The sequence below is a fragment of the Nonomuraea sp. B19D2 genome (genome assembly GCF_040137845.1).
In the GTDB taxonomy this organism is placed as follows: Bacteria; Actinomycetota; Actinomycetes; order Streptosporangiales; family Streptosporangiaceae; genus Nonomuraea.
On record NZ_JBEFAK010000007.1, the window covers coordinates 269,490 to 291,081 of the forward strand.

The window sequence follows — 21,592 nt, forward strand, 5'->3', positions numbered from 1 at the left end:
CTATCCGCGCATGTGCCGTTCGTCCCTGAATGTCCGGCGTTTCTCGGCGGGTGACACCACAATGGCATCGTGACCTTGTGCACGACATAGCCGAGGCCGGGGTTTCTTTGCACCGAACCGTCGTCGGCCGGGTCGACCTACCTGGCCCGGTACGCCCGCGGCGACACGCCCATCACGGCCTTGAACTGTCGGCTGAACAGGAACACGTCCGGGTAACCGAAGTCCGCCGCTACCTCCGCGATGGAGTCGGTCGTCTCGTCCAGCCGCAGGGCCGCCTGGTGGACCCGCCGCCGTACCAGCCAGACCTTCGGTGACATGCCGAAGGTGTGCCGGAACCTGCGGGTGAAGTACTCCGGCGACAGGCCGACCAGGCGAGCGAGCGTCGAGGGGAGCACCCGTTGGGTGATGCGGCGGTCCACGTACTGCTCCAGCAGCCTGCGCTGGGGAAAGTCGAGCGGACGCCCGCCGCCGCGCTGTCCGTCGGCGAGCCTGAAGATCCCGCTGAACAGCACCAGCAGCAGTGCCGGGATCCGCTCCTCCCGGTACGGCAAGGCGGTGGAGAGCTCCGCGATGAGCATGTCGAAGGTGGCCCGGAGCTCCCATGCCCCGTGGAGCACCAGCACCGGATTCCGGTCGGCCGCCACGGCCTGCAGAGGACGCAACCGGAAGCGGTAGAGCGAGATCGGCTGCCGGTCATCCCTGGAGCGCAGCCCGAAGGGCACATCGGGCTGCAGCCACATCAACGATCCGGGAACCAGCCTGATCATCTCGGACCCTGCGGTGCCTTCGCAGGATCCGGAGACCACGAGATAGACCAAATGCTCGCGCAGTCCGCGGGGGAAGTCGACGGACCACGGACGCGGCAGGGGCTCGTACGCGAACAGTCCGAAGTCAGGGTTGTTCGCCAGCTGAGCCAGCCAGCGTCGCCGGTCCTGCCCGTCCATGACACGGCTCCTAGCACCGTACCGATTGGGTGCAAAGATTAACCCGGGCATGACCATGGCTCACAATCGGCATGGGGGCGGAACCGTACGGCGGTACTTCGGCTCCATCGTCCACTACTGCCTGGGCGCCGCGCTCGCCCGCATGGAGATCCGCGCGCTCTTCGCCGAACTCGTCCCCAGGCTGGCGAGCGTCGAGCTCGACGGCGAGCCCGTGTGGACCGCCACCACATTCGTCGGCGGACTCAAACGCCTCCCCATCCGCTACGTCATGCAGGACGGCTGAGCGTGCCGACTCGGGCGAGACCGCCGACTGGAACAGCGGAGACAGGATCAGGGGTAGCTGTCGTCATCGGTGGAATGATCGTGGGTGATGTCGGCCGTGCTCGGTGCGTGCTCGTACGCCCCGGAACGGCTTCTGGTCCGACGGTCGCAGTTCGAATCCTGCAGGGCGCGCTTCTCCACCTGCGGAAACCCGCATCTGGTCCGCGTACTGCGGCGGCATGAGGCAACTGTGAGGCAAAGCTGAGTCACGCGCCAAGTTCCCGCCCCAGCGCGGACGCGGCGCTCAGCACCAGCCGGGCCGTCTCTTGGGCGGCACGGTGAGCCACCTCGGGCAGCACCGAGACGTAGGTGTCGGCGGTGAGCACGATGCTGGCGTGCCCGAGCATGGCCTGCACCACCTTCAGGTCGGTGTGCGCGGCCAGCGCCAGCGTGGCGGCGCCATGTCGTAGATCGTGCAGCCGGATCGGCGGCTGTCCGGAGGCGGCCACCAGCCGGCGGAACCGGCCGGTGAGGTAGTCCGGCCGTAGCGGCGCGCCGTCCGCGGTGGTGAACACGTATCCCGAGTCCTGCCAGCGTGTGCCCGCCGTCGCGCTCAGCTCCTGTTGCCGCTCGCGGTGCCGGATCAGCACTCGCACGGTCTCCGCGTCCAGGGCCACCACTCGGCAGCTGGCGGCGCTCTTCGGCGGGCCGACCACGACCTGGCCATTGGCGTGCACCCGCTGCTGCGTCACCGTCAGCTCCGCCGCCTGCAGGTCGACGTCCGTCCAGCGTAGCCCGGCCAGCTCTCCGCGGCGCAGTCCGCGTAGCGCTGCCAGCCACCAGGCGGCGTACAGGCGGTCCTGCGCGACGCCGGTCAGGAAGGCCGCGAGTTGTTGTTCGGTCCAGACCGCCACCGCCGGACGTTCTCCCGCTTGCTGCCACCGGGCCGTGCGCCCGGCGGTCCAGACGACTGGATGCGGTCGCCGGGGATGGGGCAGTTCGGCGCCGTTGGCCGGGTTGACCGGGATCAGCCGGGCACGGACCGCCGCGTTCAGCGCGGTCCGCAAGGTGGCGTGGATCCGCACCACGGTCGCGGGCGACAGTTGGCGGCCGGTCGGCGAGGGGCGGGACGCGAGCGTCGTGAGCAGTCCGTTGACGTCGCGCGAGCTGAGTTGGTGGAGCAGGATCCGTCCCAACTGCGGGATGAGGTAGAGGCGGATGTGTGTGGCGTAGCCTTGCCGGGTAGACGGCCGCAGGGCGTCCTTGGTGGCCAGCCAGCGTGCCAGCCACTCACCGAGCGTGCATCCGGCCCCCGCGCCATCGCGGTCAGCAGCGGCCAAGGCTCGGCCTGCCGCCTGCGCTTCCTCGGGGTCGGCGTAACCGCCCCGGCGAGCGCGCTGCCGCTGCCCGTCCAGGCCGCGTACCTGCACCGCGAAATACCAGCTGCCATGATCGTCATCCACCCGCAGACGCGGACACGTCACGCCTCGCTGACGTCCCGTCGCCGCATCCACACAACCGCATCGCCTACTGACCTGCACACGAGCCTTCGCCATCTGCCCCACCTCCACCATCCACCGTCTGCGACGGCGGGTACGGCAGCCAGTAGTGCTTCGAACGCTCAATATGCGACCTCTAGGGCGCTTCACCGGAAGTGACACCGGACGGGTGGCCATGGCTGAGGCACTGCGCATCCGACGGATGAGTGGGCTGATCATCAGGTCCCGTTCGAGGTCATCGAGAGCACCCTTGCCCCGAAGCCCGAGGTCGTGATCATGGGCGAGCCCGGTTGGGTGTCCGGTTCGTGTCCGTGAGCGCTGGTCTCGAAGTTCGGTGGAAGCCGTACCACCTAGGGGTACGCACGAGCCGCGTACTCCGTCACCACACGTATGTACGCGACGGCCGGACTGTCGAGCTGGAACTGTGTGGCGAAGGTGGGCGGTACGTGATCCGGTGTACGGAGCGGAGCGGCCGGAACGTCACGCGAATGGAGACCGGCCGGGATGACCGCGCGACCTCGAAATCTGTGGGCGTGGCTCACTGGCGAAGCTGCCTGAGCGCATGGTCGGCTGGAGGGTCCACCGACCGGCGTGAGCCCCGGTCATGGCGTTCGACGCTCGCCCTTTCGGCAGACTGGGCGCCGTTCCGGCACGCGGTCTTCGGCATGCTCGCCGCTCTGCTCCTCTTCGTCGCGCCGGACAGCAGCGGCCTCGGTGATGTCAAAACGGCAGGGCTGGTCGGCGAGGCCACCGGCTACTTCGGCCTCAGCGCCTGGCTCGTGGGCGTGATCTACGGCCCCATCCTGGGCGGCATCTACAGCGGCACCCGGCGGCGCGGGGCGGAGGGGAAAGTTCAGTTCCCCTACGGGCCGTTCCTGCCCGCGGGGGTTCTTGTTGCTCTGCTCCTGATCGGTCCGTAGTCGACGCTGTGTCTCCTACAGGACCGAGCCCGTAGCGATTGGGCTATAACCGCGGAGATACCCACGAGCAGGTATAGAAGTCAGCACGTCGAACGATGCACAGAGCGCCAGCGAAATGGCCAAGATCCTCACTTATTGGCTTCCCATGCCGAACCGTCGGCAGCACTGCTTGTACTTCCGTCCCGAGCGGCACCAGCATGGGGCGTTCCGCTCTGTCCGCCATGGCGAGTCTGTGGCATCCAATGCCGGGTCCTCGAAGTACTCGTCGATCGGGTCGGCAAGGTCTGGACGCTGGATTATGAGCCGGGCGAATGCGGTGAAGTCGGCATACAGGAGATGCAGCTTGGAGCCCTCGCCGGCGAGCTGGAGACCGGCCAGTTCGACGCGCGAGCGGTGGTTGTCCCAGTCGCTCCCGTACTTTTCGGCGATCTGCGGCCACCGCTGAGAGAGGCGTTCGAAGTCCTCGTGGGGCCAGAACAGCGTGCGCGGGTCGCCCTCCTTGTGCCAGCCGGAATCCGGGTCCGGCGCGGCGGGGGCGTCGGGGAAGCCCATCTCGCGCCGGAGCCGATCGATCGACCGTTGCAGCTGAGCGGCGAACAGAGCATCGCCTTGCCTGGTCAGCCGCTCTTGGCCGCCGACCAGGATCTGCAAGGCGCCGGCCTGATCGCCGCTCTCGTCGAGCGCGTCAGCGTAAAGGTCATAGTCGGTCCAGTTCGCCAGCCCCTCCTTGACCACGCGGCGGAAGGTCGCGGAGGCTTCCTTGGTCTGGCCTTGTTTGTGGAGGAGTGCGGCCAACCGGGTCAACGGCTCCATGTTCCGGCGCCGGATATTTTCGGTATCTGCTCGGCGTAGAAGCTCTATCGCCCGGTCGACCTCGCCGTCCATCTCCAGGAAGTCGCAGGCCACCATCAGCGCGTACGGCCGGTCGAAGTCCTCGCCGCGGAGAGCGGGCTCGTCGACAGCTGCCAGCACCCGGGCCACTGCCGCGTCCCGCTCGGTCCCGGAGAAGCGGCCCATGCCCAGACTGTCGATGTCGGCCCGGCTCACCAGGTTGTCGCTCGTCACCCGTACGAGCGTAGAGGCACCGCCAAGGTCAACTGTCCCGACTCCACGATGGGCACTGTCTTGGTGGGTGTCGGGGGAGATACAGTGTTCACTGCGGACCCCCTGATACCCCAGCCGGGTTCTCTCCAACCAGGCGCAGGACGAGGGCTCGGATGGAGCGGACCGTGGGCGGTCGCTCAGGTCGCTTCGGCCGGCTGGTACAGGCATGGCGCCGTTTCATCAGATCGCGGTGCCAGCGCAGGACGGTGTCCGGTCGGATGAGCAGCCGCAGTCGGCGCAGGACCTCGCGCGGCAACGAAGCGAGGAGGACGGCGAGAAAGGCCCAGTCCTCCGGTGCGAATCTCGCTCTGGTTTCGGTGCCGAGCTGCCGTTCGGGGACGGTGACCTGGTGGGCAGAACGAGAATCTCGATGTCCTTGTCTCGATCGCCCATGGGCAATAGTCGCAGTGCGGCGAAGGTGTTCGTGACGGTGAGATAGGCCAGGCGAAGGAGCACGGCTGATCATCATGCCGCACGCGATTGCCTCTTTTGGCGGCCAGAGCTCGTGCACGCCACGCGAAGCCCTCACATGGCCATGACGTGGGCGGATGTAATTATCGGCAAGCACGGGCTCGATGACGGCCAGGATGTATTGGCGTTGCCCGTTCAAGGTGACGGTTTCGATTGGCGGAGCTGGTCGGTGAGGGTGGCCTGAGGGCGGCGCGCTTGACGGCGTGTAGCAGCAGGCCGGTGTGCCGGGCGGTCACGCCGATCGCTTGGCGCACGTGCGGGGTGGACGCGGCGGCGCCGGACTCAGGCGTGCTCGTTTCAGGACGCGGTTGATTATCGAGCCGCTCACCTGGTGGCCCAGATACCGCAGTTCGCCACGGATGCGCTCGTATTCGGCCAGGAAGCCTGAACAGACCCGCAGCTCGCAACCGTGAACGGAGTATTGACATCCTTCACGGCGGGTTCGGCTGGAGGACGTGCCAGATCACTGCTCCGGCCATCATGTCGATCAGCACGTCGAGGTCGGCGTCGGCGACCACGGTGCCGTCCCTCTGGCACCACCTCGCCGTGCACCCGTCGATGGTCCTACGCCGGATTCTCCCGCGCCAGGCGGATGCTCAGGTCCCGAATCTTTGGAGTCGTTCCCGAACGCCCGGGGCGACCAGCAAGCCGCTCAGTGGCCAGCACGAATGACGCCCAACACCTGCTCACTTCCCGATCCTTACGGAGTTGGACGGGCCTCATGGGATGCGGTGCACAGGAGTCGTGCCGCCATGAGCTGGTCAAGTAATTCCTGGTCGATGTCCGCCAGATCATCACGACGAATCGGCGTCCAGGCCCCGGCCAGAAGCTTCTCGCAGCGCCCCACGTATTCCGGCGGCACCGGCACCAGAGTGTCGGCAGTGGTGATGAGGGCGCCTGTCGAGTCGGATGTCCAATGGAGGATTCCCTCCGGATGAACGTGGAAGGTCTCGCGCTGCCTTCCTTCGAGAACCTCCGCGACCGGTAGCGCCGGCAGTGGATCGAAGCGCCGGCGGCGAGCACCGATTATGCGACCGGCCACCTCGCTGCTCTCCGGGGCCATTACGCTCTGGCTGCCCAGGATCCCACCCAGCCCCAGGGGAAAGACTCGGACCTTTGGCGCTGTCAGGGACATGCGGTTCATGCGGGTGGTCGCACTGTCCATACCACTGGCGGTGCACTCCTCCATCATCCTGGTCGCGCTGCCGCTGTGGATTGTGACGCGCACCAGCGTGCCACATGAGGTCGTGCCACTGCTGCTCGTCCTGAACACCGCCATCGTCGTGTTGTTCCAGGTCGCCGCCAGCAAGGGGGCCGACACCGTCTCCGGCGCGGCCCGCCTTGCCCGCCGCTCGGGATTCTGGGTCATGGCCGGCACCCTTGTGGTCATCACGGCCACCTTTGTCGGCCGGGACCTCGCAACCTTTGTCTTCTGCGCGTCGGTCGTCCTGTTCACGATGGCGGAGATTCAGCAGAGCGCCGGGGCCTGGGGGTTGGCCCAGGGCCTCGCTCCTCCGACCGCGCAGGCCGAATACTTCGGCACGTTCAACCTGCACGTTGTGACGCAGAATGTGTTCGGCCCTGCCATCGTGGTGGGCATCGTCACCTGGGCCGGAGTGGTCGGCTGGATCGGCATCGCGGTCGCCGCGGTCGCCGCGGCCATGCTGACGCCCTGGGCTGCGGCCAAGGCCGACCGGGGACGCGACATCGCGATCGAGGACATGACGGAAGCCGCTCAGGCGAAGCTAAGGAGTGCATGATGACCGTTACCAGGCTCTTGTCAGTTGATGACGCCGAGGAAATGGCGGCCGTGCTCGCCGCGAACCGCGAGTTCCTCGCCCCCTGGGAGCCGCTGCGCACCGACGATTTCTTCACCGTGCAGGCGCAGCGGGCCGACCTGGAGCGCGCCCTTGAAGCCCATTCGCGTGAGGCCATGGTGCCGCTCGCCATCGTTGACGAGGACGGCCGGCTCATCGGGCGCATCAACATCAATGGCATTACCCGGGGCGCCTTCCAGTCGGCGGGCGTCGGCTACTGGGTGAGCCAGTCGCACAATGGCCGGGGCTTCGCGAGTGCCGCTCTGGCCGACGTCATTGAGATCGCGTTCAAGCAGCTTCGCCTGCACCGGCTGCAGGCGGAGACCCTGCTGCACAACACGGCCTCCCAGCGCGTGCTCGCCCGCAACGGGTTCCAGGCGTTCGCCATCGCCCCGACCTACCTTCAGATCGCCGGACGATGGCAGGACTTCATCATGTTCCACCTGATCAACCCGGACGAGTGATGACTGGCGGCAGGTCGGCTCCGGCTGATCCAGATGAAGACAGGAGGGAAGGTGCCGCAGTGGTGACCGGGGCCGCGGAACGCGCCAAGGATGGCATCGCGCATGTCCGCGAGCTGATGGCTATCGTCCGAGGCGACGCCAAGCATGCCGATGCCGCCGAGTCGACCGCGGACGCCCTTTGGGTGCTCTACGACCAGATCCTCCGCTTCTCCCCTGACGGGGGAGACGAGAGGGACCGCTTTTACCTGTCCAAGGGCCACGGGCCGATGGCCTATTACGCGGTCCTGGCCATCAAGGGTTTCATCGACCCCGCCGAGCTCTACCAGTTCGGCACCTTCCACTCGATGCTCGGCCATCACCCGGACCGGATCAAGGTCCCCGGCATCGACATATCCAGCGGATCGCTGGGACACGGCCTCCCGCTCGCCGTGGGCTCCGCGCTCGGCCTGCGGGCACTCGGACGGCCGGGCCGCGTCTGGGTGCTCATGGGCGACGGGGAGCTTGATGAGGGATCCAACGCGGAGGCCATCGCGTACGCGGGGCGGGTCCGGCTCGACGCGCTGCACGTCGTCCTTATCGACAATCACTCGGCGACCCAGGGCTGGCCCGGTGGCCTGGAAGAGCGGTTCCGGATCGAAGGATGGTCCTGCGCGCGGGTGGACGGCCGCGATCACCAAGCACTGGAGGATGCTTACCGCGAACAGCACGGCGGGCAGCCCAGACTCGTCGTTGCGGACGTTTGCGCTGCCGGCAGCAGGGAGGCCCGTTCCTGATGGCCGGAATGATGCGCCAGCGCTTTGTCGACGTGACCAGCGAGCTGCTGGACACGGTCGGCAACTTGGCGGTGCTCACCGCCGACCTGAGCGCCGAGATGTTCAGCCAGGCCAGGGCCCGGCATCCGGAGAGGGTCATCAACATCGGGATCCGCGAGCAGCTTTCCAGTGGTGAGGTTTCGTTCACCAACGCGGTGTTCTCCAGTGGCCAGGTCACGTTCTTCAACGCGGTGTTCTCTGGCGGCCTGGTCGGCTTCAACGGCGCAGAGTTCTCCAATTGCCGGATCCGGTTCGACGACGCGCAGTTCTCCGACGGCAAGGTCACGTTCGACGGCACGAAGTTTTCCGGCCTGGTCGTGTTCGTCGACGCGAAGTTCTCCGGCGGCCACGTCGCGTTCGACGACGCAGCCTTCTCCAGCGGCCAGGTCTCGTTCCACCGCGCGGACTTCTCCGGAGGCAAGATCTCCTTCCGGGGTGCACTGTTCTCCGGCGGCCTGGTCTGGTTCGAGGACGCGGCGTTCTCCGGCGGTGAGGTCGACTTCACCGACGTTGCCGACTGGTCCGAGCCCCCTACCTGGCTTCCCGACCGGGCGCCCGGGCTACGTCTGCCGCCACAGCATGTGCTGCAAGTCAACTCCCAACCGGTTGACGACGACAGCGAACCTGAGGGCGATGCTGCGGACCTTCCTTGACGGCCCGGAACTCCTATAGCTACGGCAAGCCGCCACTCGGGTTGATCAGTGAGTACGGCGGTGATGCGCGCGGGATGGCCAGCTGGAGTTCGCAGCCGGCTGCCGTTGGAGCCGCCAGAGTCCGCGATGATCAGGAGCCAGGTAGCCTGCGGGTAGTCAGGCTTGCCAACCTTGATCCACCATGTCCGCAGAGTGTTGACGGCGAACTGGGCGGTGTCGGCGTCGGTGCCGACACTGATCCATCCGGAGTCGGCGGCCAGGTCGTAGACCCCGTACGGGGTCGCCTTGCCCAGCTGCTTGTCGACGAAGTCGTCACCCTCGGCCATGTGGGCGGTCACCTGGGAGTGGATGTACCCGAACTGGGCATTGCGGTCCGGGTGCTGGTTGCCCTCCTGCACCTCGGCGTTGCCCTGCAACGAGTTCCTCGCCTCGATCAGCAGTCGCCGTACGGTGTCGTCGCTGGCCGGATGCCGCTGGCGGGTCAACTCGGTGGCGAGCGTGTTCAACGACGACGCCGTCCAGCGCAGCGGCGACTCCGGATCGCCCCGAGTGGCCGGCTTCACCAGCGCATCCAGCGCCGTGGGCAGCCCGGGGGTCGACCTGTTCGGCGTGCTTGCGGCCCGCTCCGGAGCGAGGCATCCGGCCCTCGGCCAGCGGACGGCGCCCTCGTATCGGGCGGTCTTACATGGAGGTGGCGTCGGAGGCGAGGGCGATGACGTCGACCACGGTCATCAGCGCAGCGCCGAGCCGCCCGAATTAATCGCCCAGCCGCCCGAATTAATCACGCGCACGGCCGTGACCTCGGTGATTTCCTCCCAGCCGAAACATGCTGACACGACGCGTCCCAGACCTGTGAACTGTCACTGCACTCCCCGCGAAGGAGATCATCTCGCGATCAAAGGGGAACCGCTCATGCACCAACGAGGCAAGCAGCATCATATCGGTCCTTGGTAGACCTGCTGAGGGGACCACTACGAGGGGAGATCGAAATGGTGAAAAGGATCCTCTGTAGCGCGCTCGGTGCCGCCGTGTGCAGCGTGGCCTGGGTCGCATCGCCGGCCGAAGCCGCGGCCGCGGCCTGCGCCGACCCTCAGCGCGCTACCAATTCGTCCACGGCGGTATCCATCCTGTTCGGCACGACCATCAAGCCGCTCAAACTGGAGGTGCGCCGGGGCAAGATCAACGGCAAGTGGTACGGCTGGGCACGGTGGAGCGGTCACACCCGCAAGGGCGACACTCCTGCCCTGTTCGTGTCCTTCGACGGCGGGAAAACCGGCGAGGTGAAGTGCAGGCGGGGAGTGAGCGAGTCCAACGGCGGCCCAGCATGGTCGGGCGCCTACCCGGAGAGTGCATCGTCCAAGGTCAAGTTCCGTGCAATCGTGACGTTTAGCAACGGCAACGACTGGAGGGTGGGCAAGACAGGCTGGTGGTGACCCCAAGGTAAACCGTCGGTCCTGTCTGGCTGAACTCACCAACATGCGCGGTACGGGACGAAGGCAGAGGTCCGGCACATGATCGCCGTGCCATTAGCTAGTCCGCCCAAGCCTCGTCGCACCTGCTCCCCGCAAACGTTGGCCGCCAAGCCCCTGGAGGGCACGATCTACTCGCCGCGCAGCAGTCGGGCCAGGCTCTCATCAAGGCTCACGTCCCCTGACTCGATGGCCGCTTCCAGTCAATCGGCTGCGCCCGGACGCGTGCCACATTACGCGCCACCGCGGCGCGCTCGTCCTCGCTGAACCGATGGTCGCGGAACAGCCAGGCCGTACGCCGGGCGCTGGCCGGTCGCCCACCACTCGGCCTCTCGGACGGCTCGCGCTCCAACAGGGCCTGGTCCTCGATGTAGCCGAGCAGGGCGGTGGAGTTGTCGGTGCTCACTCAGAGCCAGCAGCGCGACATGGTCCGGAAGCTCGGTGAGCTGAGCTGCGGACACCCCGCTCCACCACTGCTGTGCTGCCGCTTGCTCCTGGCGGTCGCGTTCACGGCATGCCAGTTCAGCGGGCCGTCCGCCCGGTGGTCCAGACGACCGGATGCGGCCGCCGGGGATGGGGCAGTTCGGCGCTGTTGGCCGGGTTGACCGTGATCAGCCGGCCGCGGACCGCGGCGTTCATTGCGGTCCGCAAGGTGGTGTGGATCCGTACCACGGTCGCGGGCGACAGTTGGCGGCCGGTCGGCGAGGGGCGGGACGCGAGCGTCGCGAGCAGTCCGTTGACGTCGCGGGAGGTGAGCTGGTGGAGCAGGATCCGTCCCAACTGTGGGATGAGGTGGAGGCGGATGTGTGTGGCGTAGCCTTGCCGGGTCGATGGCCGCAGGGCGTCCTTGGTGGCCAGTCAGCGTGCCAGCCATTGCCCGAGCGTGCATCCGGCCCCTGCACCGTCGCGGTCGGCAGTGGCCAAAGCTCGGCCTGCCGGCTTGCGCTTCCTCGGGGTCGGCGTAACCGCTCTGGCGGACTTGCTGCCGCGGCCTGTCCAGGCTGCGTACCTGCACTGCGAAATACCAGCTGCCGTGATCGTCATCTACTGGCAGACGCGGACATGTCACGCCTTGCTGACGTCCCGTTTCCGAATCTACACAGCCGCATCGCCTGCTGACCTGCACACGAGTCTTTGCCATCTGTCCGACCTCCACCCCCACGGTGTGCGACGACAGACGCGCCAGCCAGGGCTCGCACTCGATCGGGGATGACCTCAGGTCAAGTGTCCGGAGTACGGGGGGAAACTCAGGTTGAGTCGGGTCAGCTCGCCGTACAGGTCGACGGCCTGCTGGGAGGCCTTAGGGCGTTCTGGTGCTGGCCGACGTTGCGCAGGCGGTTCGCATGGGTGAGATGGAGCGCGGCTCGTCGCGCCGGGTCTTGGGTGGTGGCCAGGCGGTGGGCGGTCAGCCGGGTGGACAGGGCGGCTATCCCGAAGGTCGAGGTCGATGTGCCGACCGGACGGCAGGCAGGTTTCGGTGGCCTCCAGAAGGGCCGGTTCGATGTCGGGCGGGTCGGCCAGCGCGGCGAGGGCGGCGCTACCGGCGTTCATCATGAGCTGGAGGTGGGCACCTCAGACAACAGACGCCGGGTGACGGCGTACACCATCGACAAGATCACGAAACCTGATCCCAGGTGACCCGGACCAGCCATTCGGCGCCCCAGAGCCCTTCCTCCCACCGGACGAAGGGCTCTGCGCTTGAAGTACTCGAGCTCTTGAGCCCAACACCCGCGCCCGAGGCCAACCGAATGGCTCCCACTGGGAACCGGCCGGCAACCCCATACCCGGCGCCGGAAGCGATCCAACCGTGCCAGAGCGATCCACATGATCCCCGCACACGTCCCCGACGAGCCACCGCTCACCTACGCCGACAGCTTCGACGTACTGGTCCTTTTCCGCAACGGCCCTGTCGTGTGTAGGAAAATTGGACTATATTGTCCCGAAATTCCAAGCCGGCTCTGTGTGTCATCCCGACTCCTTCGGGCCATCCCGGTCGCACGGGGCCGTCGGGTCGCGATGGGTCGCCCATCTGACCAAGTGCTCCATGCCGACGGCGGCCAGATTCGCCCAGGCGGGGGTTGGGTTGGGTGTCGCGTCAGAGCCTGAAGAGCAGGCCGCAGCGGTGTCGCGACCGGGAAGGGAAGGGCGGGTCCGACAGGGGCAGGCCGCGAGGTCGCGCTGGAGACAGTGTCATTTCGCGGACACGGTGACCGTTCCGGCCCGGTGTCACGGGTTGGTCAGATCGACAGTCCTAGGATTTTGCAGGCGAGAAACGGGACTATATAGTCCTGTATCGGCCACCAAGACTCCGCCCGCGACACACCATCCACTGGACCACCGCCATCAAAGGAGCGGACACTGTCACGAGCGACGACGCGGACACCGACGACTACGACGGCGGCTTCAGACCGATTCGCGAAGTCCTGGCGGGAACCGCTCGACACCGTGGCCGAGCAGCTGGTGAAGGCACATGACTGACGTGCTATCGCAGGCCCCGGTCCTGCATCGGTTCGACGGCTTCTGACCTACGGAGGTGACATGCCACTCCTTCCACGCCCACGCCCGCGCTCCGTCCGCGCTCGGTGCACCCTCATCGTGGCGCTGTTCGCGATGAGCATCCTGGTGGTGCTCGGCGCGACGCTGGACCTGGCCATCCGCTCCTGGATCCAGTCCGGCGCCTTCCGCCAGGCCGAGCGGGTGGCCAGCCAGTGGAGCCCGGTCGCCCGCGGCGGCATCGTGCCACGATCGATACCCGCCGACCCGCCGGTCGACCTCATCCAGGTCGTGGACGTCTATCACCGGGTCGTGAACTCCAGCCGGGCGGCTTCTGCGACTGTGCCGCTGAGCCGGCTCCGGCCGCCGCCCGACGCCCGTGTCCAGCCCTACCGCGAGTGCCCGCCGAACGACCGGTGCATCCTGCTGCACGCCATCCGCCTGACCCCGGCACCGGACGCGGGCGTCGTCTACGCCGGCCTTCCAGAGCCGGACCTGCTGGCCACCCATCAGCTCGAGTACGCCCTCACGGCCGGGATCGTCCTGGTCACCGGCATCGCCGCCTGGACCGCATGGCTGCTGGTGGGGCGCGCGCTTCGTCCCGTCGAGGCGATCAGGACCCAGATCTCGCAGATCACGGTGAGCGACCTCAGCCTGCGCGTCCCCGAACCGCAGGGCAGCGACGAGATCAGCCGGCTCGCCACCACCGCCAACCAGACGCTCAGCCAGCTGGAGGCCGCGGTGGAGCAGCTACGCCAGTTCGCCTCCACCACCAGCCACGAGCTGCGCACCCCGATCGCCGCCCTGCGCGCACACCTGGAGGAGGCGCTGCTCTACCCGGACGACGTCGACGCCCAGGACGCGCTCCGCAGCTCGCTCGCCACCGCCGGCCGGCTGGAAGCGATCGTCAACGACCTGCTGCTGCTCGCCCGTCTCCGGGCCACCGATCCGCTCCCCCCGGAGAAGATCGATCTCGGCGAGCTCGTCGCCGCCGAGGTGAGCGCGCAGTCCTCGTCCGTGCCGATCAACGTCCACGCGCTCGGCGGGCCGGAGATCCGCGGCTCGCGCATGCAGCTGATCCGCGTGCTGGACAACCTCCTGGCCAACGCTCTGCGGCACGCCGAGTCCGCTGTGGAGGTCAGCGTCGAGCCGGCCGACGACGGGGTCGCGGTCACGGTGACCGACGACGGGCCCGGCATCCCGCCGACCCACCGCGAACGCGTCTTCGAACGGTTCGTTCGCCTCGACGACGGCCGCCGCCGCGACCCCGGCGGAAGCGGGCTCGGCCTGGCCATCTCCCGCGACATTGCGCACACCCACCACGGCACCCTCACGGTCGAGGACTCCCCACGCGGGGCCAGGTTCGTGCTGTGGCTGCCGCTCGTCAGCGGAGGTCCCGCAACGGCCACATCGGGTGCAGGCGCCTGACGAGGTCCAGCACGCGGCCCGCGCGGTGGTGGGTCGGTCGGTCAACGTGCGGGCTGGCCGTGGTCACGTCCCGGACCAGCCGCACGGACACGGCCCGGCCGTGTGGTCGTCGCCGACCGCGTAGCGGTGATCGGCGGTGGCCTCGACACCGATGGTGAAGCATGACCTGATGCTCAGCGTTGGTTGATGTTTCGAGTCCTAGACTGGGCGATATAACCGACGCGTGGGGCGAGGATTTCATGGAAATGCACCGCATCGGAAAAATAGTGCGTAGTGTGGGGATTTCGACCGTCCGGTATGGACTTGTGATCAATCTTCTGGAGATCGGGCGAATAAAATTTGAAGACTACGAGGTAGAAAATATTCGTCCCCTCGTAACCTCAAGCCCCCCGCTCTCGTGGCTTATCGCCAGATTGGGGGAGAAGAAGGTCGCTAGGTTGATCGGCGTCACTGAAATCGTTCTGGGCTCGCTGATCGGAGCAAAACCGATCGCGCCGAGAGCGTCAGCCCTCGGCAGCCTCGCCGCCGTCGGCATGTTCGCCACCACCCTCAGCTTCCTGGCTACGACGCCCGAGGCGTGGCAAGAGACCCGCGGGGAACCGAAGCTGTCCCTCGCGGGGCAGTTCCTGGTGAAGGACGTCGTGCTCCTCGGAGCCTCCTTGCTGACGGCCGCGGACGCCCTGCAAGCCGCCGGTGGCGCGGGCTCGTAGGACGGACCCAGCCATGAGGGAGGTGCTCGTCATGCCGCCCGGCCGTCCTCACGCCTCAGAATTCTCGGAGCGGCTTCGAACACGGTGACCTGTGAACCGAACCCGCGGTAGATTGAGGTGAACTCGATGCCCTGGTATCCGCCGCCCACGATCGCAAGCCGTCCGGGCAGGGTCGTGCCGCTGGGCCGGTCGGTCGGAAACAAGGCGCCGGGATCGGCGCGGACGTACTGGCGGAATGTCAGGGGTGTTCGGCCGATCAGTCGAGCCGGCGCGTCGACGTCCGCGGAGCGACTTGGCCCGTGCTGAGCGATGGACAGTCCAACGGCAGAGATGTGCACCGCCATGTCGGGATTGACGACACCGCCAGGATCCAGTGCGAACAGTTCGACCAGTTCTTGATGCCAATGGCAGCCGGGAGCACTGATGAGCACCACACCCATCGCCGACCTCGCGTTGGTGTCCGATCGCCATTCCGCCGGCCTGATCAGCCGGGACGGGTCGGCCGAGTGGCTGTGCTTCCCCCGGTTCGACGGGCCGTCCGTCTTCGCCCGCCTGCTGGACGACGAGGCCGGGCACTGGGCGATCCGCCCGGCCATCCCGTATGAGACGACGCGCCGCTACCTACCGCAGACGATGGTGCTGGAGACCACCTTCCGCACCGGGAGCGGCACGGTCGTTCTCACCGACGCCCTGCTCACCGGCCCGGACGACGGCGGCCACCGGCTTGGTGTCGGTGTGCCGCACCTGCTCGCCCGACGGGTGTCCGGCGTCGGCGGCGAGGTGCCGATGGAGGTGGAGTACCGGCCCCGGCCGGAGTACGGACTGATCTACCCGATCCTGTCCGTCGTCGACGGCGGCGTGACCGCCCGCGGCGGCGCCGAGTGGCTCGTGCTGACCACGCCGGTCCCCCTCGGCATCGGCGACTGCAGCGGATACGGCGTGTTCACGGTGCGAGAGGGCGAAACACGGCACTTCGGGATGCACCGCTCGACGCTGCAGGAGACTCCCGCGCGGGTGTGGGACCAGGCGGAACTGGCGGCCCGGCTGGACGACACGATCGTCGCCTGGCAGTCGTGGTCCAGCCTCCACCAGGCCTACGACGGCCCGTGGCGCGACCTGGTGCACCACAGCGGGCGGGTGCTGCAGGCGCTGTCCTTCCAGCCCAGCGGCGCGATCGTCGCGGCCGCCACGACGTCGCTGCCCGAATGGGCCGGCGGCGAGCGCAACTGGGACTACCGGTACACGTGGGTACGGGACGCGTCACTGACTATGGGCGCCCTGTGGGTCGCGGCCTGCCCCGACGAGGCGAGCGACTTCTTCGCCTTCCTCACCACCGCCGCCCCGTCCCTGGGCAAGGACCGCGCGCTGCAGATCATGTTCAGCGTCCGCGGCGAGCACGACCTGAGCGAGCGCATTCTGCCGCACCTGCGCGGCTGGCACGGCAGCCGACCGGTACGCGTCGGAAACGACGCTTGGAACCAGCGGCAGATCGACGTGTACGGCGAGCTGCTCGATGCGGCCATGCGCCTCGAACGGCAGATCGGCGACATCGACGACGACGTCCGGCGCTTCCTCCTCGTCTGTGCCGACACTGCGGCCGAGCGCTGGATGGAAAAGGACCAGGGCATCTGGGAGATACGCGGGGAGCCGCGGCACTTCCTGTACTCCAAGCTCATGTGCTGGGTGGCGCTGGACCGCGGCATCGCCCTCGCCGGCCTCCTACGGGCGCAGGAGCGTGTCGAGTCCTGGCGGCGGACCCGCGCCGAGATCCGCGAAACCCTGCTGCGCGAGGGCTGGAACGACCGGGTGGGGGCGTTCACGCAGGCCTTCGGCTCCGACGAGCTGGACGCCAGTGCCCTCATGGTGCCGATCGTCGGCTTCCTTCCCGCGGGTGACCCGCGAGTGCTTTCCACGATCGACGCCGTCGCGGACCGGCTCACCGACGACCACGGCCTGGTCTACCGCTACCGCACCGCGGACGGCATCGACGGCCTCGCTGGCGAGGAGGGCACCTTCCTGCTGTGCTCGTTCTGGCTGGCGCAGGCGCTCGCCATGTCCGGGCAGGTCGGCCGGGCCAGGGAGGCATTCGAGCGAGCCGCCGCGTACACCAACGACGTGGGTCTGCTGTCGGAGGAGGTCGACCCCAGGAGCGGCGAGCTGCTCGGCAACTTCCCGCAGGCGTTCAGCCACATCGGGCTCATCAACACCGCCTGGGCCATCGACGAAGCCGAACGAACCGCACGGGCCGGCGGGGGGCCGGTGCGGGCGGCGGGAACGGCGATGGCCGGATGGCGTGAGATCACCGCCGAGTTCGCCGGCACGGCGCTCCTGCTACTGCTCGTCGTCAGCGCGATCGTCGCAGGCTTCGCACCCGGCTCGCCGCTCGTCGATACGGTGCCGAACGAGGACCTGCGGAGGCTCCTGACGGGCGTCCTGACCGCCACCGCGGCGGCGGGGATCATCTACTCGCCACTTGGCCGGATCAGCGGCGGCCACCTGAACCCCTCGGTCACGACCGCGTTCTGGGTGCTGGACAAGATGACGTCCGGTTCGGCGCTGAAGTACGCCGCAGCGCAGGTGGCGGGCGCGATCATCGGCGCGCTGGCGGCGCTTCTGGTGTGGGACGGCGCGGCGGCCAGCGTGCGGGTCGGCGCGACTGTACCCGGGCTCGGCGGCGCGGCCACCGCGCTGGTGGCCGAGGCCGTGATGACGTTCCTGCTCCTCACGCTGATCCTCACCTTCGTCGACCGCCCGCGCCTGATGCCGTACACCGCGGCCGCCGCGTCATCGCTCGTGGCCGTACTGGTGTTCACTGAGGCGCCGGTGTCTGGCACCAGCCTGAACCCCGCCCGCAGCATCGGCCCCGCGCTGGTCGGCGCCACCTGGACGGGACTGTGGGTATACCTCGTGGCACCGACACTCGGCGCGGTTACCGCGGCGCTGCTGCACCGGCGCCTGTGGGGGACCGTGGCCTGCGCGAAGCTCATGCACGACCAGGCCTACCCATGCCGCTTCCTGAACTGCGCCTACACCTCACCCGACGACCGCATCTGGCGGCCCGTCCGCACCCGCTCCGCAGCTCTGTCGCCCATCCTCCCTGGCATCGGCCGGTGGCGACCGGGCGCCCGTCACCATCGCTCACGGAGGGAGCACCGAAGATGAAGGCGATCGCCGTATATCCCGGAAGGCGGACAGCGCCCGTATCACGGACGTACCCAGGCCGGCCGCAGCGCCGTTCTTCCTCGTCGCCGCGCTGGCGCCGGGCATGGCCTAGCGTGGACACGGCGCGATCGTGAACGGGACCACGATGGTCGCCGGTTCGGCGTCGCCGGGATGGGCCTGTACGGGGCGAGCAAGGCCGCGCCGGAGCTGCTCACCAAGTCCTGGGCCGCCGAGTACGGGCCACGCGGCGTACGCGCGTGCTGCGGATCGGCATCCCTCTGGAACTGCCGCCCGACCTGCTCACCCGCCCGCTCGTTGAGTTCGCCGACGCGTACCCGGCCACCCGGGCCTCGTCCCCCAGACATCGTCGATCAAGGTTCGCAGGCTCACCGGGCTCCCGCCTCTCAGCAGGAGCGAAGCGAGCACTGCGCGTTGCCTCGGCTGCCCGATGCGTGCCTTTGTCTCGTCCATGAGGACCCGAACCGGACCGAGTACGGAGAACTGGACGTTTATGTACAACGACATCTACCGCACGTGAGGATTATCGGCGCACCCCCGCGAGCTCTGACATGCCATGCGGGTCGCCGCCGTCCTCACCTTACCCAGGCTGAGAGAGGCTGCTCAGGAGCCCTCATCGGCGGCGTAGGCGCGGATATGGTCGATCGCCATATCCAGGGAGATCTTCATGGGGCCCGGGTCGCGGGCCGTCTGAGCGAGCAGATAGCCGCCCTGCACGGCGGCCATCATCCCGGTGGCCAGCGCCGCGGGATCCGCGTCCGGCCGCAGGGCGCCGGAGTCTCGAGCTCTCTCCAGGCCGGCACGGAGCAGCCCCTCCCACTCCTCGAAGTGCTGGGCGAGCGTCTTGCGGATCCCCTCGTCCTGGTCGGCGAGCTCGCTCGCCAGCGAGCCCAGGGGGCAACCGTACGCGCCCTCACGTAGGGCGACGCGTTCGACCAGCGCGTCCCGCCATCGCTCCAATCCCCGCAGGGACTTCAAACGCGTGAGGTATTGCTGGTGCCACTCCAGAACCTCGGAGGCTTGCAGCGCGACGACATCACGCATCAGGGCATCCTTGTCGGGATAGTGACGATACAGCTGTGACTTGCTCGTTCCGCTGGCTGTCCGGACATCGTCGAGGGTTGTTGCGGCCACGCCGCGGACATACATCATGTCCGTGGCCGCTCTCAGGATGCGATTGCGCGTGGCCCGCCCACGCTCGGTCAGCCGAGCATCGTTCTTGTCCCGCGCCTGATCCGCCACGGGATCCAGCCTAGTGCGAGCGAATCCTAAAAACTCCAATTATGGACTTCAAGGTTCTTTTTGGAAAACCTCTGCAGAGAACGACCGCAGGTGAACTCCGGCAGACGGGCCAATCTGCGGGGCGGATAACGAGAACCGGAGACCGCCGTCGGCGCCGTTAGGGCTAGTCCTCCAGCCGCACATGAGACGTGAGCCGGAAACGGGCTGGGTCACGCTGGGCATGCTTGAGCACAGGTACGCACGCCGGTGCATGCCTACGCGTGCGTGTAGCTGGGTGAAAGACGAGCGACCACTGCTGTGATCATTCAGGCGTGATGGATCTGAAGATCATGCGGTGGCCGCGTTGGCCAGAGTAGAACATCTCAGTGCCGCTCGTCTGCAGGCAGACCTGGATGCCGCGTTCGCGCTGGTGGCTGGGCGATTCAGACGCTCAGAAGTTCGGCAGCGTGCTCGTGCGTGTCTGGCAGGAATGCTGTCTGGGCTGGAGCGGAAGAACGGCTGGTCGCTCGCCGAGTTCGCCGGCGAGGGCACCCCAGACGGGATGCAGCGCCTGTTCAACGCCGCGAAATGGGACGTCGACGGCGTGCGCGACGACATCGGCACCTACCTGATGGAGTACTTGGGCGAGGCCGACGGGATCCTGGTCGGTGACGACACCGGGTTTGCCAAACAGGGCAGCTGCTCGGCGGGAGTGCAGCGGCAGTACACCGGCACGCTTGGCAAGGTCGCGCCCACCAGATCACCACCGGCGTCGGCAAGGTCCGCGCCGACGTCATGGCCGGCAAGCTGCCCAGGGGCGAGCATGGAGCGCGGAACGTAACGGGACCGTTTCGAACAGCCGCGTTACGTTCCGCGCTGACTCGACTAGCTGGCGATATCTTGGCGACGAGCTTGATCTCCACCAGTTGCCCGGGGAATGCCGGCCTGGTTGTGCCGACCTGCCGCCTGCCCGACGATCGCGTCCTCGAGTCCTCACGGACGAACGCGGATGATCGTCTTCCCGTTGATCCGCTCGGTCGGATTGAGGGCGGCGACGGCGTCGTCGAGGGTCGCGACGTTGCCGATGTTCGTCCGCAGTCGTCCGTCCCGAACCCGCTGGACGATCTCACTCAGTTGGGCGCGATCGGACTCGACAACGAAGTCGACCGCCAGGCCGTCGGCGGGCCGCGCCTCGGGCGGCCCGACGATGGACACCAGTGTTCCTCCGGCTCGAATCAGGCGTGCGGACCGCTTCCCGATGTCGCCGCCGATGACATCGAACACTAGATCGACTTCGCCGACGTCTTCCAGCGCGTCGTTCTCAAGGTCGACGAACTCCTGCGCGCCGAAGTCGAGCACCGTCTGACGGTCGGTGGCGCGTCCGGTGCCGATGACGTAGGCGCCGGCCTCTCGTGCGAGTTGCGTCACCATCGACCCGACTGCGCCGGCCGCGCCGTGCACGAGGACGCTCTGCCCCGCCTGAAGGCGGCCGTGCTCGAACAGTCCCTGCCACGCGGTCAGGCCCGAGATCGGCAGGCTGGCGCCTACCGTGAAGTCGACGTCGCCCGGCAGCGGCGCGAGGTTGCGTGCCTCGACGGCCACGTACTCCGCCAGGGTGCCGTCGCGAGTCCAGTCCGTGAGGCCGAACACCCGCTGTCCCACCGACAGCCCCGTCGTTCCATAGCCGAGGGCGGTGACCACTCCGGCCAGCTCGTGCCCAGGGATCGACGGTGTTCGGTCACGGTCGAGGCGATCGGTCCAGGTCGAGGGCCACGCCATCTCAGTCGGGACGAATCCCGACGCATGAACCTGAACGACGACGTCGCTCAGCGCTGCCTGCGGCTCGGGCCGCTCCACCAGCGTCATCCCGGCTTTTCCCGCGGCCTGGTCCGTCACCACAATCGCCTTCATCCGGCCCTCCATTGCATCCAGTCCTCGCCTACACGGCGTTTTCGGTTCACCAGCGTTAGCGGCACCAACCCTCGGCCTCTTACCACGCTGATCGGTAGGGGTTATGGCGCGAGGGCGTCGAGGAACGAGCACGATCGCGAAGTTGTCGGAAAGACGGCGCGACGGATCGACGCTCATGAGGTAGGCGCAGGTGTCATCTGTCGTGCCTTCGCACTCACACAGATCGCACTGAAAG

20 protein-coding genes and 2 pseudogenes are annotated in these 21,592 nt (G+C 67.7%); 12 read left to right on the top strand and 10 right to left on the bottom strand.

What is annotated here, in order from left to right:
- Positions 1 to 137: 137 nt before the first annotated feature.
- Positions 138 to 944: an AraC family transcriptional regulator gene (locus tag ABN273_RS16450; RefSeq protein ID WP_349449705.1), complete on the bottom strand. Its 807-nt coding sequence runs from the start codon at positions 942 to 944 to the stop codon at positions 138 to 140.
- Positions 945 to 993: 49 nt separating this feature from the next.
- On the opposite strand from ABN273_RS16450, the gene ABN273_RS16455 reads away from it, so the two are divergent.
- Complete coding sequence (locus ABN273_RS16455; RefSeq protein ID WP_349449707.1) at positions 994 to 1,227, top strand: hypothetical protein; 234 nt, start codon at positions 994 to 996, stop codon at positions 1,225 to 1,227.
- A gap of 244 nt (positions 1,228 to 1,471) precedes the next feature.
- On the opposite strand, the gene ABN273_RS16460 is transcribed toward ABN273_RS16455, so the two are convergent.
- Positions 1,472 to 2,668 carry a tyrosine-type recombinase/integrase gene (locus ABN273_RS16460; protein WP_349449709.1) on the bottom strand — a complete coding sequence of 399 codons (1,197 nt, stop codon included), beginning with the start codon at positions 2,666 to 2,668 and terminating at the stop codon, positions 1,472 to 1,474.
- Positions 2,669 to 3,369: 701 nt separating this feature from the next.
- On the opposite strand from ABN273_RS16460, the gene ABN273_RS16465 reads away from it, so the two are divergent.
- A complete protein-coding gene (locus ABN273_RS16465; protein ID WP_349449710.1) occupies positions 3,370 to 3,624 on the top strand; it encodes an A24 family peptidase in 255 nt (84 codons plus the stop codon).
- Between the two features lie 132 nt (positions 3,625 to 3,756).
- On the opposite strand, the gene ABN273_RS16470 is transcribed toward ABN273_RS16465, so the two are convergent.
- Both ABN273_RS16470 and ABN273_RS16475 read right to left on the bottom strand, forming a co-directional pair.
- Positions 3,757 to 4,689 carry an SEC-C metal-binding domain-containing protein gene (locus tag ABN273_RS16470; RefSeq protein ID WP_349449711.1) on the bottom strand — a complete coding sequence of 311 codons (933 nt, stop codon included), beginning with the start codon at positions 4,687 to 4,689 and terminating at the stop codon, positions 3,757 to 3,759.
- 1,210 nt (positions 4,690 to 5,899) lie between these two features.
- On the bottom strand, positions 5,900 to 6,343 hold the full coding sequence (locus tag ABN273_RS16475) for a hypothetical protein (protein ID WP_349449712.1): 444 nt from the start codon (positions 6,341 to 6,343) through the stop codon (positions 5,900 to 5,902).
- Here ABN273_RS16475 and ABN273_RS16480 point away from each other — a divergent pair.
- The 4 genes from ABN273_RS16480 to ABN273_RS16495 all read left to right on the top strand — a co-directional run bounded on the left by ABN273_RS16480 (position 6,342) and on the right by ABN273_RS16495 (position 8,945).
- Positions 6,342 to 6,959: an MFS transporter gene (locus ABN273_RS16480; RefSeq protein WP_349449713.1), complete on the top strand. Its 618-nt coding sequence runs from the start codon at positions 6,342 to 6,344 to the stop codon at positions 6,957 to 6,959. The genes ABN273_RS16475 and ABN273_RS16480 overlap by 2 nt on opposite strands.
- Complete coding sequence (locus ABN273_RS16485; protein ID WP_349449714.1) at positions 6,956 to 7,480, top strand: GNAT family N-acetyltransferase; 525 nt, start codon at positions 6,956 to 6,958, stop codon at positions 7,478 to 7,480. Before ABN273_RS16480 ends, ABN273_RS16485 begins: the two co-directional genes overlap by 4 nt.
- 116 nt (positions 7,481 to 7,596) lie before the next feature.
- Positions 7,597 to 8,253 carry a thiamine pyrophosphate-binding protein gene (locus tag ABN273_RS16490; RefSeq protein ID WP_349449799.1) on the top strand — a complete coding sequence of 219 codons (657 nt, stop codon included), beginning with the start codon at positions 7,597 to 7,599 and terminating at the stop codon, positions 8,251 to 8,253.
- A complete protein-coding gene (locus ABN273_RS16495) occupies positions 8,253 to 8,945 on the top strand; it encodes a pentapeptide repeat-containing protein (RefSeq protein WP_349449715.1) in 693 nt (230 codons plus the stop codon). Before ABN273_RS16490 ends, ABN273_RS16495 begins: the two co-directional genes overlap by 1 nt.
- A gap of 89 nt (positions 8,946 to 9,034) precedes the next feature.
- Here the strand turns inward: ABN273_RS16495 and ABN273_RS16500 are convergent.
- Positions 9,035 to 9,611: pseudogene (locus ABN273_RS16500) on the bottom strand (ISAzo13-like element transposase-related protein); the annotation flags it as partial.
- Positions 9,612 to 9,934: 323 nt separating this feature from the next.
- On the opposite strand from ABN273_RS16500, the gene ABN273_RS16505 reads away from it, so the two are divergent.
- Positions 9,935 to 10,378 carry a hypothetical protein gene (locus ABN273_RS16505; protein ID WP_349449716.1) on the top strand — a complete coding sequence of 148 codons (444 nt, stop codon included), beginning with the start codon at positions 9,935 to 9,937 and terminating at the stop codon, positions 10,376 to 10,378.
- 208 nt (positions 10,379 to 10,586) lie between these two features.
- Here ABN273_RS16505 and ABN273_RS16510 read toward each other — a convergent pair whose 3' ends face one another.
- Together ABN273_RS16510 and ABN273_RS16515 are read right to left on the bottom strand one after the other, a co-directional pair.
- A complete protein-coding gene (locus ABN273_RS16510) occupies positions 10,587 to 10,820 on the bottom strand; it encodes a hypothetical protein (protein ID WP_349449717.1) in 234 nt (77 codons plus the stop codon).
- A 116-nt stretch (positions 10,821 to 10,936) separates the two neighbouring features.
- The gene (locus ABN273_RS16515; protein WP_502911043.1) at positions 10,937 to 11,194 is read right to left on the bottom strand and encodes a hypothetical protein; all 258 of its coding nucleotides are present in this window, start codon (positions 11,192 to 11,194) and stop codon (positions 10,937 to 10,939) included.
- 606 nt (positions 11,195 to 11,800) lie between these two features.
- Between ABN273_RS16515 and ABN273_RS16520 the strand changes: the two genes are divergently transcribed.
- The 3 genes from ABN273_RS16520 (at position 11,801) to ABN273_RS16530 (ending at position 15,045) form a co-directional block, all read left to right on the top strand.
- Positions 11,801 to 12,052, top strand: a complete 252-nt coding sequence (locus ABN273_RS16520; RefSeq protein ID WP_349449718.1) for a hypothetical protein — start codon at positions 11,801 to 11,803, stop codon at positions 12,050 to 12,052.
- Positions 12,053 to 12,952: 900 nt separating this feature from the next.
- A complete protein-coding gene (locus tag ABN273_RS16525) occupies positions 12,953 to 14,335 on the top strand; it encodes a sensor histidine kinase (protein ID WP_349449719.1) in 1,383 nt (460 codons plus the stop codon).
- Positions 14,336 to 14,580: 245 nt separating this feature from the next.
- Positions 14,581 to 15,045: a YkgB family protein gene (locus ABN273_RS16530; protein ID WP_349449801.1), complete on the top strand. Its 465-nt coding sequence runs from the start codon at positions 14,581 to 14,583 to the stop codon at positions 15,043 to 15,045.
- A 29-nt stretch (positions 15,046 to 15,074) separates the two neighbouring features.
- Here the strand turns inward: ABN273_RS16530 and ABN273_RS16535 are convergent, their stop codons facing one another.
- On the bottom strand, positions 15,075 to 15,485 hold the full coding sequence (locus ABN273_RS16535; RefSeq protein WP_349449720.1) for an NAD-binding protein: 411 nt from the start codon (positions 15,483 to 15,485) through the stop codon (positions 15,075 to 15,077).
- Between ABN273_RS16535 and ABN273_RS16540 the strand changes: the two genes are divergently transcribed.
- On the top strand, positions 15,469 to 18,207 hold the full coding sequence (locus ABN273_RS16540) for a glycoside hydrolase family 15 protein (RefSeq protein WP_349449721.1): 2,739 nt from the start codon (positions 15,469 to 15,471) through the stop codon (positions 18,205 to 18,207). The genes ABN273_RS16535 and ABN273_RS16540 overlap by 17 nt on opposite strands.
- Positions 18,208 to 18,828: 621 nt before the next feature.
- On the opposite strand, the gene ABN273_RS16545 is transcribed toward ABN273_RS16540, so the two are convergent.
- On the bottom strand, positions 18,829 to 19,467 hold the full coding sequence (locus tag ABN273_RS16545; RefSeq protein WP_349449722.1) for a TetR/AcrR family transcriptional regulator: 639 nt from the start codon (positions 19,465 to 19,467) through the stop codon (positions 18,829 to 18,831).
- A 343-nt stretch (positions 19,468 to 19,810) separates the two neighbouring features.
- Between ABN273_RS16545 and ABN273_RS16550 the strand changes: the two are divergent.
- A pseudogene (locus ABN273_RS16550) lies at positions 19,811 to 20,194 on the top strand (transposase); the annotation flags it as partial.
- Positions 20,195 to 20,439: 245 nt separating this feature from the next.
- Here ABN273_RS16550 and ABN273_RS16555 read toward each other — a convergent pair.
- Positions 20,440 to 21,369: an NADP-dependent oxidoreductase gene (locus tag ABN273_RS16555; RefSeq protein ID WP_349449724.1), complete on the bottom strand. Its 930-nt coding sequence runs from the start codon at positions 21,367 to 21,369 to the stop codon at positions 20,440 to 20,442.
- Positions 21,370 to 21,592 lie beyond the last annotated feature (223 nt).

Coding starts and splice junctions, on each gene's coding strand:
- ABN273_RS16490 (WP_349449799.1), top strand. CDS start 7,597: ATGGCTATCGTCCGAGGCGACGCCAAGCATGCCGATGCCGCCGAGTCG.
- ABN273_RS16485 (WP_349449714.1), top strand. CDS start 6,956: ATGATGACCGTTACCAGGCTCTTGTCAGTTGATGACGCCGAGGAAATG.
- ABN273_RS16505 (WP_349449716.1), top strand. CDS start 9,935: ATGGTGAAAAGGATCCTCTGTAGCGCGCTCGGTGCCGCCGTGTGCAGC.
- ABN273_RS16540 (WP_349449721.1), top strand. CDS start 15,469: ATGAGCACCACACCCATCGCCGACCTCGCGTTGGTGTCCGATCGCCAT.
- ABN273_RS16530 (WP_349449801.1), top strand. CDS start 14,581: ATGCACCGCATCGGAAAAATAGTGCGTAGTGTGGGGATTTCGACCGTC.
- ABN273_RS16465 (WP_349449710.1), top strand. CDS start 3,370: ATGCTCGCCGCTCTGCTCCTCTTCGTCGCGCCGGACAGCAGCGGCCTC.
- ABN273_RS16495 (WP_349449715.1), top strand. CDS start 8,253: ATGGCCGGAATGATGCGCCAGCGCTTTGTCGACGTGACCAGCGAGCTG.
- ABN273_RS16475 (WP_349449712.1), bottom strand. CDS start 6,343: ATGAACCGCATGTCCCTGACAGCGCCAAAGGTCCGAGTCTTTCCCCTG.
- ABN273_RS16480 (WP_349449713.1), top strand. CDS start 6,342: ATGCGGGTGGTCGCACTGTCCATACCACTGGCGGTGCACTCCTCCATC.
- ABN273_RS16455 (WP_349449707.1), top strand. CDS start 994: ATGACCATGGCTCACAATCGGCATGGGGGCGGAACCGTACGGCGGTAC.
- ABN273_RS16525 (WP_349449719.1), top strand. CDS start 12,953: ATGCCACTCCTTCCACGCCCACGCCCGCGCTCCGTCCGCGCTCGGTGC.
- ABN273_RS16535 (WP_349449720.1), bottom strand. CDS start 15,485: ATGGGTGTGGTGCTCATCAGTGCTCCCGGCTGCCATTGGCATCAAGAA.
- ABN273_RS16555 (WP_349449724.1), bottom strand. CDS start 21,369: ATGGAGGGCCGGATGAAGGCGATTGTGGTGACGGACCAGGCCGCGGGA.
- ABN273_RS16450 (WP_349449705.1), bottom strand. CDS start 944: ATGGACGGGCAGGACCGGCGACGCTGGCTGGCTCAGCTGGCGAACAAC.